This is a genomic window from Psychrobacter sp. ASPA161_9 (genome assembly GCF_051970275.1).
GTDB lineage: Bacteria > Pseudomonadota > Gammaproteobacteria > Pseudomonadales > Moraxellaceae > Psychrobacter.
Genome location: NZ_JBEFNI010000001.1, coordinates 138,180 through 154,810, shown reverse-complemented (window position 1 = coordinate 154,810; position 16,631 = coordinate 138,180). Strand labels below are relative to the sequence as shown.

The 16,631-nt window shown below is 37.9% G+C and carries 12 protein-coding genes; 10 read left to right on the top strand and 2 right to left on the bottom strand.

Annotated features, from left to right (window positions below; all coding sequences use genetic code 11):
• Positions 1-68 precede the first annotated feature (68 nt).
• Both ACTQ9S_RS00625 and ACTQ9S_RS00620 read left to right on the top strand, forming a co-directional pair.
• Positions 69-1,184: a mandelate racemase/muconate lactonizing enzyme family protein gene (locus tag ACTQ9S_RS00625; protein WP_440453249.1), complete on the top strand. Its 1,116-nt coding sequence runs from the start codon at positions 69-71 to the stop codon at positions 1,182-1,184.
• A 51-nt stretch (positions 1,185-1,235) separates the two neighbouring features.
• Positions 1,236-2,801, top strand: coding sequence for a BCCT family transporter (locus tag ACTQ9S_RS00620; RefSeq protein ID WP_440453247.1), 1,566 nt, complete (start codon positions 1,236-1,238; stop codon positions 2,799-2,801).
• Positions 2,802-2,994: 193 nt separating this feature from the next.
• Here ACTQ9S_RS00620 and ACTQ9S_RS00615 read toward each other — a convergent pair whose 3' ends face one another.
• Entirely contained in the window at positions 2,995-3,765 is a 771-nt protein-coding gene (locus tag ACTQ9S_RS00615) for an IclR family transcriptional regulator (RefSeq protein WP_440453246.1), read from the bottom strand.
• Positions 3,766-4,005: 240 nt separating this feature from the next.
• On the opposite strand from ACTQ9S_RS00615, the gene ACTQ9S_RS00610 reads away from it, so the two are divergent.
• The 5 genes from ACTQ9S_RS00610 (at position 4,006) to ACTQ9S_RS00590 (ending at position 11,774) form a co-directional block, all read left to right on the top strand.
• On the top strand, positions 4,006-5,196 hold the full coding sequence (locus ACTQ9S_RS00610) for an iron-containing alcohol dehydrogenase (protein ID WP_440453244.1): 1,191 nt from the start codon (positions 4,006-4,008) through the stop codon (positions 5,194-5,196).
• A 59-nt stretch (positions 5,197-5,255) separates the two neighbouring features.
• Entirely contained in the window at positions 5,256-6,746 is a 1,491-nt protein-coding gene (locus tag ACTQ9S_RS00605; protein ID WP_440453242.1) for a CoA-acylating methylmalonate-semialdehyde dehydrogenase, read from the top strand.
• Positions 6,747-7,087: 341 nt separating this feature from the next.
• Positions 7,088-9,217, top strand: coding sequence for an acetate--CoA ligase family protein (locus ACTQ9S_RS00600; RefSeq protein ID WP_440453240.1), 2,130 nt, complete (start codon positions 7,088-7,090; stop codon positions 9,215-9,217).
• Between the two features lie 97 nt (positions 9,218-9,314).
• On the top strand, positions 9,315-10,925 hold the full coding sequence (locus ACTQ9S_RS00595) for a BCCT family transporter (RefSeq protein ID WP_068327719.1): 1,611 nt from the start codon (positions 9,315-9,317) through the stop codon (positions 10,923-10,925).
• Positions 10,926-10,964: 39 nt separating this feature from the next.
• Positions 10,965-11,774 carry an enoyl-CoA hydratase/isomerase family protein gene (locus tag ACTQ9S_RS00590; protein WP_440453238.1) on the top strand — a complete coding sequence of 270 codons (810 nt, stop codon included), beginning with the start codon at positions 10,965-10,967 and terminating at the stop codon, positions 11,772-11,774.
• 221 nt (positions 11,775-11,995) lie between these two features.
• On the opposite strand, the gene ACTQ9S_RS00585 is transcribed toward ACTQ9S_RS00590, so the two are convergent.
• The gene (locus ACTQ9S_RS00585; protein ID WP_068035777.1) at positions 11,996-12,592 is read right to left on the bottom strand and encodes a TetR/AcrR family transcriptional regulator; all 597 of its coding nucleotides are present in this window, start codon (positions 12,590-12,592) and stop codon (positions 11,996-11,998) included.
• A gap of 591 nt (positions 12,593-13,183) precedes the next feature.
• On the opposite strand from ACTQ9S_RS00585, the gene ACTQ9S_RS00580 reads away from it, so the two are divergent.
• The 3 genes from ACTQ9S_RS00580 to ACTQ9S_RS00570 all read left to right on the top strand — a co-directional run bounded on the left by ACTQ9S_RS00580 (position 13,184) and on the right by ACTQ9S_RS00570 (position 16,630).
• Positions 13,184-13,975: an enoyl-CoA hydratase-related protein gene (locus ACTQ9S_RS00580; protein WP_440453236.1), complete on the top strand. Its 792-nt coding sequence runs from the start codon at positions 13,184-13,186 to the stop codon at positions 13,973-13,975.
• 222 nt (positions 13,976-14,197) lie between these two features.
• Entirely contained in the window at positions 14,198-15,253 is a 1,056-nt protein-coding gene (locus tag ACTQ9S_RS00575) for an enoyl-CoA hydratase/isomerase family protein (RefSeq protein WP_440453235.1), read from the top strand.
• A gap of 645 nt (positions 15,254-15,898) precedes the next feature.
• Positions 15,899-16,630: a spore coat protein U domain-containing protein gene (locus ACTQ9S_RS00570; RefSeq protein ID WP_440453233.1), complete on the top strand. Its 732-nt coding sequence runs from the start codon at positions 15,899-15,901 to the stop codon at positions 16,628-16,630.
• Position 16,631: the final 1 nt, after the last annotated feature.

Genomic DNA, 16,631 nt, shown 5'->3' with positions numbered 1-16,631 from the left:
GGGCTTTGTTATTAGCAAGGTATGCTATCAAAAGCCTCAGCAAAATACATGAGTAAGGATATTCACAGATGAAAATAGTAGATATAGAAGTCATCATGCTTCGAGTTCCACCCCTAGATCAAGTTTGCACGTGGGGTGAAGATGCATTTATTGTTCGAGTGATTACCGATAAGGGTCTCATTGGGCTTGGCGAAAGTGACACATCTCCGTTAGTAGCAAAGGCAGTCATCGAAGCGCCAAGCTCAAACCTATATTGTTCGGGGTTAAAGGCATTATTACTGGGTGAAAACCCTTTAGAAATACAAAAACTCTGGGACAAGATGTATTGGGCCTCTAACTACTTAGGTAGACGAGGCGCAGGTATTCATGCGATGAGTGCGATTGATATTGCATTGTGGGATATCGCTTCTCAATATTACCAAGTACCTATTCATACGTTATTAGGTGGCAAATATCGCGAAAAAATTCGCGCATACGGAACCTTTATACCTGTTGAAAATATTGACGACAATAAAGCAATCGCTAGAAAACTAAAAGAAAAAGGCTTTACTAGCTTGAAATTTGGCGGTGGGATATTAGGTGACAATCCTATTACTGATTATGAATTGGTTAAAGCGGTACGAGAAGAGTTAGGCGATGACTTTGAGTTGCAAATTGATCTAGCTTCTAAATGGGGAAATTATAGCCATTCAGCAGCTATGTTCAAAAAAATGGAGTCTTTAAACCTAAATTGGATCGAAGAGCCTGTGTTGGCTGATGATATGAAAAGCTACCTTAGGTTAGCAAAACTTGGGGTAACTAAGATTGCTGGTGGAGAATCATTGACCACACGGTACGAGTTCGATGATTTTATAAAACAAGCTCAACCAGACATTATCCAGCCTGATATCTCCCGTTGTGGTGGCATCAGTGAAATGCGCATTATCAATAATATTGCTGAAATGAGTGGCGTCAAAATGATTCCACATGGATTTAGTACAGGGATTCTATTGGCAGCTACAGTGCAATTCTTAGCAGCGACGAAGTATGGCGATATGATTGAGTACTCACAAAGCTCTAGCCCGTTATTCACGTCATTGGTTAAGAATGTAATTCCGTTAGAAGATGGTTATGTAAAGGTTCCAGATACCATCGGACTTGGTGTAGAGATTGATGAAACAATCTTAGAGCTGTATAGAATTTAAAACAATCAACTGGGTTATACCTAGAAAACCTGAAGGGAATTGGGTGTCATCATGAGTAGAAAAGTAGATAAGTTATTAATCTCGGTCAGTATTGCATTAGTCGTTATTGTCGTTGGCGCTTTATACCTTCAACCAGAACAATCACAGGTTGTTGCAAGCCTTATTTTTGGAAAGTTGACGACATGGTTTGGGTCAGTTGTGTTGCTATTTACTTTTTTAGGCGTCTTGCTGCTCACCTTTGTTGCAACCAGCAAGTATGGCAGAATTCGTTTAGGTAATGAGCAACCTGAGTATTCAAATTTCAAATGGGTCTCAATGATGATCGCTTGTGGGCTTGGCTCAGCGACTGTTTATTGGGCATTTATTGAGTGGGCTTATTACATTCAAACGCCAGGTCTTGGAATCGAAGCAAATTCTCAAAAAGCTTTTGAGATGTCATTACCCTATAATATGTTTCACTGGGGAGTTAGTGCATGGACACTTTATGCATTAGTTGGACTTCCCATTTGCTATCATCTATACGTTAGAAAAAATACTGGTCTCAGTTTAAGTGCAATTGTTAGCTCTATCACTGGGATTAAACAAAGTGGCGTTCTTGGCCGCATTATTGATGTCGTATTTATATTTATCTGCTTTGGTGGTTTAAGTATTACCCTAGGTGTTTCCGTGCCACTAGTTAACAATGTGTTAAGCAATGTACTGGGTATAGAACCAACATTTATGATGAATATCATATTAATACTAATAATCTCTGTTGTGTATTCATTAAGCTCTTATGTAGGTTTGCAAAAAGGTATGTCAAATATCGCAAATCTCACCACAAAGTTAGCGCTAGTCTTATGTGTAGGTATTTTAATACTAGGACCAACCACTTTTATCATTGCCAATACTACGAATTCGCTTGGTTTAATGATTCAGAACTTTGTACAAATGAGTTTATTTACAGATCCCATTGGTAAGTCAGGATTCCCCCAATCATGGACTATATTTTATTGGTTGTATTGGATAACTTATGCACCCTTCACCGGAATTTTTATTGCGAAGGTTTCAAAAGGTCGAACGCTTCGATCAGTAATTATTAACACTTTGGTTAGTGGTAGTGCAGGTTGTTTCTTATTCTTCGGTATCATTGGTAGTTTGACTATTGAGCGTCATTTAACAGGACTGGTTGATGTTGTAGGAATGCTAGGCGCAGGTCAGGACAATGCTGCCATTATCTCAGTACTGCAAACGCTACCGTTAAGTAGTGGATTTATGATTTTGTTTTGCGCAATCTCTGTTTTATTCCTTGCTACTACTTTGGATGGTGCAGCATTTACAATGGCTTCTACTGCAACGCCAAAACTACAAGAGAACGAAGAGCCACACCCAGTACATCGTCTTTTTTGGTGTGTGATGTTAGCCTTAGTACCACTCACAATGATTTTCATCGGAGCGAATTTAGATACGATAAAAACAAGTGCGATTATAACGGGCGTTCCTATTGTCTTTATTATGATGATAATGATTATTGGATGGGTGAAATGGATGGTTAAAGACTTTGGTGATGTACCATCTGACCAGATTCCTGAGGTATGTGCTTCTGGAGCTAAAGAGACTAAACGAGAAAAGTTGTAGAAAAACAGCAACTATCCCAAAGAGCAGTCAGCCTTTAAAGCTGCCTGCTCTTTTCTTTTTATTTCACATCATATTATACTTTTTAGCCATCACTACTCTACATAAAGAGCAAATGAAACGTATTTCATCTTAGTTAATAAAGAGTAACTTATAATTCTTCTTAACCTATCACCCTATTTTATCGTCAATAACTTTATCTATAGTCTTGATTGAAAATAACTGATAGCTCATCAGCAGCTTCCCGCATAAGAGGCACGTAGCTTAATAATTCTTCTAAAGTTTTTCTAACTGTCGGACCATGAGTAAACACGGTAGCAAATGCTTGCTGTTCATTGTTTGGAACCATTACAGCGCACGCTACCATACCTGGAATGAATTCTTCATTATCTATTCCAACTTGAGTATCACGTGTTTTTGCAATCGTTTGCATAAGCTGCTTTTTATTCGTTTGAGTATTGGTAGTGAGTGCGTGTATAGACATTTTCTCAATAATACGTTCACATTTTTCGTCCGATAACTGTGTAAGGAGTAATTTGCCACTGGCACTTGCCCAAGCCGGTACATGAGTTCCCACTGGTAAATATATTTGAAGTGGCCAGTCGGACAATACTCGATCCACATAAACCACGTCTAGATCTTGCAAGATTGCAATACCTACGGTCTCCCCTATTTGCGCCGAAAGCTGCTGCAATATTGCCAACCTTTCTGTCTTAAAATGACTATTCTGCCATAAGTCCATGGCCAGCTTATACGTCCGTTTCCCACACATTACTTTCCCTGGTAAATCTAATTGAACAAACCCAAGGCCCTGCAATTGATCTAATAATCGGTACATACTTGGTATAGGCACCTCTAGCGTTTCTGCTAGATCGCTAACACTCATCGGTCTTTGTGAGCTTGCTAAAACTTCTACTATCTGTAAAACGCGCTCAACGCTTGAACCCTTTTTTTTCGTATTACTCATCTCTTACCTTATATCTCTAGCTATGTAGCTGCGAATAAATTTATTCATTATAACGATAATATTTATGTCATTGCGTCTTGTTATTATAAAAACATTCTGATACATTTACATATCGATAAGATTTTTATCGTTATGTAAAATACCAATCAGACATAGTTAATATAGCGTAAGTAGTGCGTACTATAAATTTATTACCTATTTAGCTTCTATTTATAGTTATTAATACAAGGATGAGTAAATATGTCACACAGTATTCTTCTACCAAGAACAATGGAAATTGGCCGTGATGCTTGTCAAAATCTACCAGCAATATTAGATAGCTTAGGTATAAAAAAGCCACTTATCATTACTGACGATATGATGGTCAAACTAGGCTATGTAGATAATGTGCAAGCAATTTTAAAAGATGTGAATATTACTGCTGATGTATTCTCAGATACCGTGCCAGAACCTACTGAAAGCTCTATCGAGGCAGGTGTTTCTCAGGTAAAAGCGAAAGACTATGATGGACTGATTGCCTTAGGCGGCGGTAGCCCTATCGATAGTGCAAAAGCAATTTCGATTCTAGGAAAATTTGGTGGGGTGATTCGCGATTATAAGTTTCCTCGTCAAGTGAATGAAGCAGGCTTACCTATTGTTGCCATACCTACTACGGCAGGCACAGGGTCAGAGGTCACACGCTTTACAATCATTACCGATGAAGCTAATAACGAAAAGCTGTTATGTGTTGGTATGGGGTTTATGCCCGTAGCGGCAATTATTGATTACAGTCTGACTATCAGCGTACCGCCTCGTACGACAGCGGACACAGGTATCGATGCCATGACTCATGCTATTGAAGCGTATATCAGTCCTAAACGTAATGCCTATAGCGATCAGCAAGCATTAGCAGCCCTACGTTTAATCGGGCCAAACATACAAAAAGCTTATCATAATGGCAAAGATGAGACGGCACGTGAGGCAATGATGCTAGGTTCTACCTTAGCAGGTATTGCATTTTGCAACTCCTCAGTAGCCTTGGTGCATGGTATGAGCCGACCGATTGGTGCTTTTTTTCATGTACCTCATGGTTTATCAAATGCGATGTTGCTACCAACTATTACAGAGTTTGGCATATCGAGCGCGCCCGATCGTTATGCAGACTGCGCTCGTGCATTAGGCATTGTTGATTATAGTGAAACGGATGATCAAGCCAATATCAGTTTGGTTGACTACCTAAAAAGCCTAAATAATGAGCTTCAAGTCCCTACATTGGCACAATTTGGTGTTCAAAAAGCTGATTTTGATGAGCTAATAAACACTATGTGTGAACAAGCATTCGCATCAGGTTCGCCTAATAACAATCCTCGAATACCCAGCCTAGAAGAAATGATTCAGCTTTATACCTTGCTATGGAATGACAATAACGCAGCTGACGGTTCACCCAACTGAGACATTCGTCATTTAATTTTAACCTACTTATAATTCAAACGTTTAAAGGAAACAATATCATGCAAACTATCGGACATTTTATTAATGGCAATATGGTTAATGATGAGAACCAAACTCAACCTATTTACAATCCCTCTACTGGTGAGGTTAGCAAGCAGGTAGCTTTAGGTGGCACCAAAACTATCGGTGAGGCAGTGGCTGCTGCTAAAGCTGCTTTTCCAGCGTGGAGCAAAACGCCACCATTAAAACGCGCTCGAGTCATGTTCAAATTCAAAGAGTTGTTAGAGCAAAATGCTGATGAAATATGCAGACTGGTCGGCGAGGAGCATGGAAAAATTATCCATGATGCAGCTGGCGAGTTACAACGTGGCATTGAAAATGTCGAATATGCTTGCGGAGCACCAGAGCTGCTAAAAGGTGAACATAGTCGCAATGTTGGTACCGATATAGATTCTTGGAGTGAGTTTCATCCATTAGGAGTAGTCGCTGGTATCACCCCATTTAACTTTCCTGTAATGGTGCCACTATGGATGTTTCCTATGGCCATCGTTTGTGGTAATACTTTCATCTTAAAACCCTCTGAACGTGACCCCAGTGCCACACTTTTTATTGCAAAGCTTTTGCAAGAAGCAGGATTACCTGATGGTGTCATCAATGTGGTGAACGGTGGTAAAGAGGCAGTCGACGCAATTTTACATCATCCAGATGTCAAAGCTGTTAGCTTCGTAGGCTCCACCCCTATTGCTGAATATATCTATACGACAGCCGCAGCACAAGGTAAGCGTTGCCAAGCTTTAGGTGGTGCAAAAAATCATGCGATTGTAATGCCAGATGCTGACTTAGACAATGTAGTCACTTCATTATTAGGCGCAGCTTTTGGCTCATCGGGTGAACGCTGTATGGCTTTATCTGTTGCAGTTGCAGTCGGTGATGATACTGCTGACAAAATGATTGCTGCATTGCAGCCTGCAATACGAGAGCTAAAACTTGGCGTTCACTCAGATAAGAGTAACGACTTTGGCCCTGTCATTACTCAAGCTCATAAATCTAAGATTTTAGATTATATTAAGAGTGCGGCTGATCAAGGTGCAGACTTAGTCATTGATGGCTCTAATGCTGCACCAGAAGGCCATGAAAAAGGGTTTTTCGTTGGTCCTACTTTGATTGATCGCGTCACTAAAGAGATGCACAGTTATGAAGCAGAAATCTTTGGTCCTGTCTTACAAGTTATGCGTGTGCAAACCATGAGCGAGGCCGTACAGCTTATAAATGATCATGAATATGGTAATGGCACCTGCATTTATACCCGAGATGGTGAAGCTGCTCGTCATTTTATTGATAATATCCAAGTAGGCATGGTTGGCGTAAATATTCCGTTACCAGTACCCGTAGCATCTCAAAGCTTTGGAGGTTGGAAACGTTCATTATTCGGTGACTTAGCTATGTATGGACCAGATGGCGTAAGATTTTTTACTCGACGTAAAACGATTACTCAACGTTGGCCTAGTGCAGTGCTACGAGAAGAAAAGCAGTTTTCTATGCCCACCTAACAATCAAATTTAAATAAGATTAATTGTTAATCCTATGTAAGCAATATCTTCTTTATTATATAGAGCAAGTAATTATTTAAGATATTGCTTATAGTTTTGGCTAACAGTTTTAGATGTGATCACTATTTAAAAGACCTACCACGTAAACTATTGATATAGTTATTATTTTATGACGTTATAGATAGTTTAATGATAATGTAGGAATACAAATACTTGCTAATATTTTTTTATATTGACTGGTCAGATAATTAAGTATACGATGAAAATATAGGCTATTCTGATACTGATAATTTGAGTAAAAAATAAGCTGTTTTTAAGTAATTATTGAGAGAGGTATATGCATGAAAAAGGACAATCTGCAGATATTAACTAATGAAGCTCACACTGTAGCTATAGTTGGCGCTAATCATCGCTTTGCAACACGTGTACTTTTAGAAAACTTAAGCCAGATGGGATTCAAAGGAAGCGTTTATCTGGTAAATCCAAGATATGAAGATATTGATGGGACAAAATGCTACCCAACTCTTTTAGATATTGGAGAGTCGATTGATGTGGTGATCGGACTTGTCAATCCGAAACTAATGATTCAAGTCGCTAGTAACGCTAGCCAAATAAATGCTAAAGCTCTGGTAATTCCTGGAGGTGGCTATGGGGAAAGCGGCTTAGAGGGGCAAAAAATACAGAAAGCTATTCTTGAACATGCTTCAAGTTCAGGCATGCGAATAGTTGGACCCAATTGTATGGGTTATTTTAACATGCATAATCAGTTCACCCCATACATTGGTACTTTACATAGACCACTACGTCCTATAAAAAAAGGACCTGTTTCTATTATCTCTCAAAGCGGTTCAGTCAACGACGCCTTCATTGCCTCTAAACTTGGAATCAGCAAGATTTACTCAACAGGTAATGAAGCAGATGTTCAAATGCATGATTATTTGAGTTTACTAGCGGAAGATACTGACACCTCTGTCATTATTTTATATATAGAAGCGATACGCAATTACAAAGGTTTTTTAGAAGCATTGGACTTATGTGGCGTCAACAAAAAGCCTGTTGTTGCGATTAAAGTTGGCAGAACCGTAAAATCAGCAGCGGCTGCTAATGCACACTCAGGAGCATTAGCTGGAGACTATGTGATTGAGAAACTTGTTCTCGAAGAACATGGTGTGCTTTTTGTGGAAGATATTGATCAAGCAGTAGCAGTAGCGCAATTATTATCATATCCATACCTACCCACTCAAAACACAGTATCTGCAGTAACGGTATCAGGAGGACAAGCAGGAATATTGCTCGATTTAGCTGAAGACTATAGTGTTGATTTTCCTGATTTTTCAGATGCTACCAATCAAAAACTAAAGAGTGAGTTTACTGAATTAGGTGAAATGTCTAATCCTTTAGATATTTGGGATAAGAGTAGTAAAGATTTTTCTGAAGTATCAAATGTTTGTCTATCCACTTTAGTGAAGGATACTAATATTGGGATTGTAACCGTAGCAATAGATGCACCAATTGGCCAAGGTGACCATGAATTTGATTTCACCAGTACGCCTGCCAAAGATCTTGCTGCATTAAGAGAAAATTCTGACAAACCATTTTTATATTTTAGCCATATTCAAACAGAGTTTGATCCGAGAGTGCTCTCTATCTTAGAAGAGGCTGGCATTCCTGTCATACAAGGTAGTCGCAACGCACTGGTTGCTTGTCGAGCAATGTTTCAGTACAAAGAGTTTTTAGAAAAAACGAATCATACACCAATATATCCGGTAGAAGAGTCTGCAGCTCTTCAAGAGCTACATCTTCTTCATGATGATGAAGGGCGAGAATTATTAGAAAAAAATGGATTCTTATCTCCAAGAGAGAAAGTAGTGATGTCTCTTCAAGAAGGGATTGAATATGCAAATGAGATTGGGTATCCAATCGTTCTAAAAGCACAAGGATTGGCTCATAAAACCGATGTGGGAGGCGTTGCATTAAATATTAAAAATGACGCGAAATTAAAGAAAGCTTGGGCAAAAATGGAGCACCTTAACTCTCCGTTTTATCTGATTCAAGAGATGGTCACAGATGGTTTTGAAACCATTCTTGCTTACAGAACAGACGTAAACTATGGTCCAGTAGTTATATTTGGCTTAGGAGGTATTTATACCGAATTGTTCAATGAAGTTGTTTTAGCAGTGCCACCTATCTCCCATAAGAAAGCTGAGCAAATGGTTAGAAGTATACCTATGCTTTGGAAAAGTGTACAAGGTTTTAGAGGTACTACACCACTAGATTTACAAGCACTTACTGGCTCTATTGTACAGATGGGTAAAACTGCGATGGAGAACTATGAGGAAATTGTCGAGTTTGAGATAAACCCTTTATCTGTACGCGTTAAAGGTGTTGTTGCCCTAGATGTACTTGCATCGGCAAAAAATATCAATGTTGAAAATGCATCTGTTAAAAAATATGCTGAGCTAGCGAACTAATTATTTGTACACCGTCTATAGCCTGCTAATTAGTTCGTTTCACTGATAAAAGGTAAAGGACACATAGGATATTTAACTCTAAGGAAGGAGTATTAAATTGAAAGAGAATAAAATTGATTGGTTCATATTCGTATCCACATTTGTTTTGATTGTGGCTATCTGTCTTCCTTTGGTTCTATATCCAGAAAGAGGTAGTGAGATTGTCAGTCAAGCAAATGGATTTGTGACTTCAAACTTTGGAATGATGTTTTTGTGGGCTGGGACCGGAGGATTCGCCTTTTTAATCTATCTATTTTTTAGTAAACATGGAAAAATTAAATTCGGCACCAAAGATGAAAAGCCTGAGTTTTCAAACTTCAGTTGGGGTGCTATGGTTTTTTGTGCGGGTGTGGCTTCAGGATTGGTTTACTGGGGAACAATTGAGTGGGCTTATTATTATATGGCGCCACCTTACGGAATTGAACCAAAATCGATAGCAGCTGCTGAAATAGCGGCCGCATATGGTATTTTTCACTGGGGTCCCTCAGCTTGGGGATTCTTTGTCTTACCCGCTATACCTATTGCTTACTCCTATTATATTTTAAAAGTACCTATTTTGAGATTAAGTGAGATTTGCCGTATTGTGATAGGAAAACATGCAGACGGAGCCCTAGGAAAAGCGATTGATGTTATATTTATGTTTGGGATCTTGGGAGCTGCAGGTACTTCCTTGGGACTTGGTACACCGCTAGTAGCAGCGGGACTAAGCAGCCTAACAGGAATAGAAGCTTCAATGTCAATGACCATATTTGTACTCGTACTATGTACCGCTTTATTTACATGGAGTGCCTACTCGGGCCTAAAACGCGGTCTAAAATTGTTAAGCGATTTAGCAATTATCTGCTCTATTATACTTTTGAGCTACATTTTATTGGTCGGGCCAAGCGAGTTTATTTTAAAAATGGGCACCAATAGTATTGGCATGTTATTCAGTAATTTCGTGCGCTGGAATACATATACAGACCCAGTAAGTGGTTCAGGATTTGTAGAAAGTTGGACTGTCTTCTACTGGGCATGGTGGATTGTTTATACGCCATTCATGGGCTTATTCATTGCTAAAATCTCTAGAGGAAGAACTATTAGGCAAGTGATTTTGGGAGGAGTAGCTTGGGGTACGTTAGGTTGCACCGCTTATTTTTCAATATTAGGAAATTATGCAATGCATTTGGAATTAACTAATGTATTGTCAGTTACTGGATTACTAGAAGAAGTCGGTGCCCCTGCAACCATTATTCAAGTCATTGGCACCCTTCCCTTTGGGACCTTAGTAGTCGCTGTATTTAGTTTCATCGCCTTAATATTCTTAGCCACTACCTTTGACTCAGCAGCTTACATGATGGCTTCAGCAACAACACCAAATATTGGTATTAATGAAGAGCCTGCTAAATGGAATAGACTATTTTGGGCATTAACCTTATTTATCTTGCCTGGCACTTTAATGGTCTTAGGTGGGGATTTGAAGACTTTACAAACCGCTTCAATATTGACAGCGATACCTTTTATATTCGTAATCCTATTACTGGTCATCTCATTAATGAAGATGTTAAAAACAGAAGCACATCTCGATCCTCAATGGCAAGAAGGGCCTATTGACTTAGCTAGTATGAGTTTGCACAAAGAAAAGCAAAAAACAGCTGTTGAGATTAAAGAAGAAGTATATGAGCTATAGCAATTAATACTACACTCAAGATTTGAAAGGATGGAAAATATGCAAGAATATCAGACAGTTCTATATGAAGTTACTAATAATATTGCTACGATTTCTCTCAATCGTCCCAAAAAATTAAATGCAGTAACAGAACAAATGACCGCAGATATATGGGAAGCATTGGATCAAGCTGAAAAGGACTCGAATGTAAGAGTAGTGATACTTACAGGATCTGGGGGGAATTTCTCTGCAGGTGCAGATTTAAAAGAGTCTATGGATCTGCCTTCCCCCATTGGCGATGAGCCATCAGAAGTATACCGTGCACAATTAGAAACCTTTTTACGGGTAGGATTAAAATTATGGGATCTAAAAAAACCCGTAATTGCAGCAGTGGATGGTTACGCTTATGGCGTAGCAGCAGATTGGGTGTTTTCTGCCGATCTTGCTATCGCATCTGATAAAGCAAGTATTGGGGAACCAGAGATCCGCTTTGGTGCTGCTCCAGCCACCTTGATGATGCCGTGGATTGTAGGTTTGAGAAAAGCGAAAGAACTGCTTTATACGGGTGATTCTGTTGATGCAGAAGAAGCTTATCGTCTAGGTATTTTTAATAAAGTGGTGCCACAAGAGCAATTAATGGAAGAAGCGATAAAGATGGCTGAAAAAATGGTCAGTGTGCCTGCTTCAGCACTTAAAATAACAAAGATGACAATCAATAAAACGTACGAGATGATGAACTTGAAACAGTCACTTGACTATAATATTGAAACGGCGATTTCTATGTTTTTCTTAAGTCAAGAACAAGAGTTTGCAGAGGCAGGACGAATCATTCGTGAAGAAGGATTAAGCGCTTTTTTAAAAGGGAAATAAGTATCTAACGACCAAAATATAATAATAGGTAGTTTTATATGTAAAAGATAACAGGTAATAACTGTTATCTTTTACGTCTAGGTCGCATAACAACTGACCCCTATCGAACCATTTGGATAAACTTATAGAATAGTGATTAATTCACAAAATCTTAGTGAATTCTTTACGATTGAAATTTACATTGAGTAGAAAAAATTGTTAAAAAGGAGAAATTATATTTTCTAGGGAGCTTTATGGTTTAGATAAGTAATAATCGTCTCATAACAAGTTTCACGGTAATAAGCGTGCAGCGTTTCGTCATCGCGCATCAACCACTGTAAAAGACAACCATCAATCAAAGCACGAATCATATGGCTTCCAGCTACCGTATCTACATTTTTAAAAATCCCTTCTGATTTTCCTTTTTCAATAATTTCACTACCTAAGAACCAACAATTCTTATAGAAGTTATTGTTCACTTCACGAAAGCTCTCATTTTTTTTCGTTTGAGCCAAAAATTCGAGATAAACACTATAAAATATTTTGTTATCTTTAGGACTCTTAAACACAGTATCAACATACGCGCGCATCATATCGATAGCCGTCGTTTCTTTTTGGATAGCGACATACTCATTTTGGAAAATGCGATCGGTCATCCATTCAAGTAAATGATAGAAGACATCTTCCTTGTTTTTGAAATAATAGCTGATAACACCTTTACTAAAGTCAGTGTAATCTGCAATATCTTGAAGCGTAACTTCGCTAAACCCTTTATCATTGATTGCTCTAAGTGTTGCACGTAACACCTGTTTTCTTCTTTCTTCTGCTCTCTTAGTCACTAAATCCACCTACCAGTTGTTCCACTCCAAAATATTGCTTAATAGCTGCTTACTATTTCTCACTGAAAGCAAGATAGTTAAGTAAAATGCTAAAAAGGTCCTCTTTGAACGGTTATGACGCTATCGAAACCATTCAATCTCCCCTAAAATCATAGCATTAAAACACATTAATTAATAATGAAAGATTGGATGAAAACCGACTATGACCCGAGGGAAAGCATCTATTCCTTTTTTAAAAGTATAAAAATATCAGTAACTTCCATAGGTATTTCAGCTATTTCGTTGAGTTATCAATGTCATCATATCTTACACCATACATCTTAGCTAAATCAGCTACCACGTGATGAAAACCATTATTTCTGCAACTCATATATCATGACAAATGAAAAAATTATTCTATCCGGTCAGATTTTTATTGACGCTGAGAACTAAAGACATTACACTCATACTGTAAACAAATATTTTAATTAGAATATCTAATTTAGCTAAAGCTTTAATTTTATTAAGATAGGATAATTTGAGTTATATTCATAATTGATACTTGTCAATAGACACGCTATTAAAAATAATCTGAACGGAGTAGAAAGAGCAATGGAAACTAAAGAATTTTCTAACATAAATTTAAGTACAGAAAACGGAATTGGCTACATAACTATTGATAGCCCGCCTGCTAATACATTAAGTACTACAACAATCAGCGGATTATCTGAGTGTTTCAACTATGTGGAAGCAGATCAAAGTATCAAGGTAATTGTTATAACCGGTAAAGGGAAAATGTTCGTTGCTGGGGCAGATATAAAAGAGTTTACTGACGCCTTTCATGATGAAGAAAAAGGAAAGAAGTTATCCCAAGATGCACAAGCCGTTATGAATAGAATTGAGTCTTCTAAAAAACTCGTTATTGCATCAATTAATGGCGCTTGTTTAGGTGGAGGGTTAGAGCTTGCCATGAGCTGTCATTTACGGATTGCAGCCAATGAAGCTAAATTGGGTCAACCAGAGTTAAATTTAGGTTTGATACCTGGGTTCGGCGGGACTCAAAGACTTCCGCGTATAACAAATAAAGCAAAAGCATTAGAACTTATATTAACTGGACAGTTTTTAAGTGGAGAAGAGGCAGAAAAAATAGGTCTCGTTAATAAATCAGTGCCACTTACAGAATTAATGAATGAAACGAAAAAACTGGCTGAATCAATTGCTCTCAATAAAAGCTCAGAATCTATCAAAGCAACTATTACAGCTGTTAATGAAGGTATGGCAACAACCTTAGAAAAAGGTTTAGAAATAGAATCAGAACAATGGGCTCAATTATTTAAGACAGAAAACATGATCGAAGGCGTTAATGCTTTTATGGAAAAACGCAAACCTACTTTTAAAGATTAACTTTCATAGCATAATACATGAGAACAGCATGAATATAGTCATATTTTTTATTAAACGACTATATTCATGCTTATACTATCCTCTAATAATTTTATTAAATTTATTTTTTGGAACTTACTATCAAGCTGTTATTCATGATAGTTAACCGCAATCACTCATATTTTTATAAAAAACCCATAAACTTATATAATTTTAAATTACAAAATTTAGGAGTTCGTATCAATGGTTGTTACGTCAGAAGTAAAAAACGGTATTGGCTGGCTAAAAATAAATCGACCTGAAGTCCTAAACGCTATTAATACTGAAGTAGTTGAACTGTTAACGAATGCTTTAGAAAAATGGGAAAAAGACTCTAACGTAGTGTTTGTTTGTTTGTACGGTGAGGGTCAAAAAGGATTTTGTGCAGGAGGAGACATGCGAAAATTCTATGATTTGGAAGCTGAAGATGTCATACCTTATGCAGAGAAGTTCTTTTCAACAGAATACCGCCTAGATGCACTTATACATAACTATTCAAAACCTATTTTAGCCTATATGAATGGCATTGTTATGGGAGGTGGAGTCGGACTTTCCGTCGGAGCATCTCACCGAATCGTAACAGAAAAAACAAAATGGGCGATGCCTGAAATGAACATTGGATTTTTTCCCGATGTTGGAGCAAGCTTTTTTCTCAATCAACTACCGGGATATATAGGTCGTTATCTTGTATTGACCGCAAAGGTTATAAAAGCAAATGATGCTATCTATATTGGTACAGCTGATTACTATATAGAAAGCAGTGAGTGGGAAACTATACAAGAAAAATTACTAACTAAGGATTGGTCATCTGCATCAATTCTTAAAGATCTAGGTGAGTTAATTAGCACAAACGGTATAAGTTCATCAGATTTTTCAGAACTGAGAGTGAACCAAGAATTAATAAACCATCATTTCCAATACGATACAGTAGAAGAAATAGTAGAGTCCTTACGAAGTGATTCAATTAATGGTAATGAGTGGGTCACACAAGAATTAAATAACATTCTTTCAAAGTCGCCTACCTCATTAAAAGTTACATTGCAGCAATTAATAAATGGAAAAGATAAATCGCTTAACGAATGCCTTGATATGGAAAAGGACATGGCCATTCATTTCATGGATACAGCTGATTTTTATGAAGGTATTCGTGCCGTTTTAGTTGATAAAGATGGTTCTCCAAAATGGGCTCCGAGCGAACTAGAAGATCTAACTGAGTCGGATATTGAGCACTATTTTTCAACACCTGTCAAAACACTATAAATCTAAAATAAAAACAGATACTTGAGTATAAACTACCAAAATTTTCTCTAGGTTATTCAATTTTTTTATACGATGAGTGCTTTCAAATCTTTAAAAAAATTAGGAGGTATTAGGGTGTGTTATATACTCATAACTCTGTTTGAACTGCCCCGCTTTATCGGAGGTTGACTTGCTTGAGTCAGCCAGCCAAAACTGATATTTTTAAATTATGACCATTTCGTCTTTCATATTCAAAACATTAAACATAACCAACCGCACTATTTAAACGGATCTTATTAAAATAAAGAACCTTTAACCTCCGACTCTGTCATTCTCTCCGCGTAGTGAATAGATAAGTATTGAACTCCTTTATCATTTATCATTTCGATTACTCTCATTTTTGAACTTATTACATTCAACCGAGGCTTGTTGAATTGCATCTAACACCATTAAGTTTTGGTACATATAAAGGTGAGTCTATTGCGGACTTAGCTACCCATTCAGATGGTGCTAGGTATATTGATTTATGAATATTTATCCGATAGGATTTTGACGTATTAAATTAGATTTTTTACAGTAACTAACTGGTCAATAATATATGCATAAAATTGGATTTAATTGTGAGTGAATTTTTCTCACCAACATTTATATTAACTATGTAATAATATGGCAACAAATATTGACGATAGTCGTAGTCATTGTTACTTAAACAATCAGTTCGCCTCAGATAATTATCTCGTACCAGTGGGTTCTAAATTGCCAAAAAGGCGTGATTTCTGCTATCTAGCTCGGCAAGCACATCGTATTCAACTGATTACGGTGCATTCCATTACTGAAACCCTAAAAGATCTAAACCTTTGGAGATTTACCATGCAATTTAAAAAACACCTAATGACCGCTACGCTACTTACTGTTGGTGGTTTTACCGCTATGTCTAGTGCGAATGCTGCTGAGCCTAATCCTGCTGAGAGCAGTTTTACCACTAAACTTGAAGTTGAGTCTGTATGTACCATAAGCGCAGCTCCTTTAGCTGTCGACCTATTGAACATTCAAGCAGGTTTTGCGACTACAGCTATAACAGGAAGCACTGACCTCACTGTGAACTGCTCTAAAGGTGACGTTGCTACTATTAGCTTGATACCTTCATCAACCGCTAGCCTCGACGGTACTGGTACTCTGCTCGGAGGAGAAGGGACACTCGAAAAAGTTGCTTATAAGTTGACTTCCGTCTCAGCTGAAGGCGCTGCTTGGGGTTCTACTGGCAACACTGTCGCTACAGCAGCAGCAACTGATTACGCTACCGATATTGTCAATACTATATATCTCACAGTGACTGATGACGCCGACGTTACACCTGGTACTTATAACGATACCATTAACGTTTCTGTAGCCTACTAAT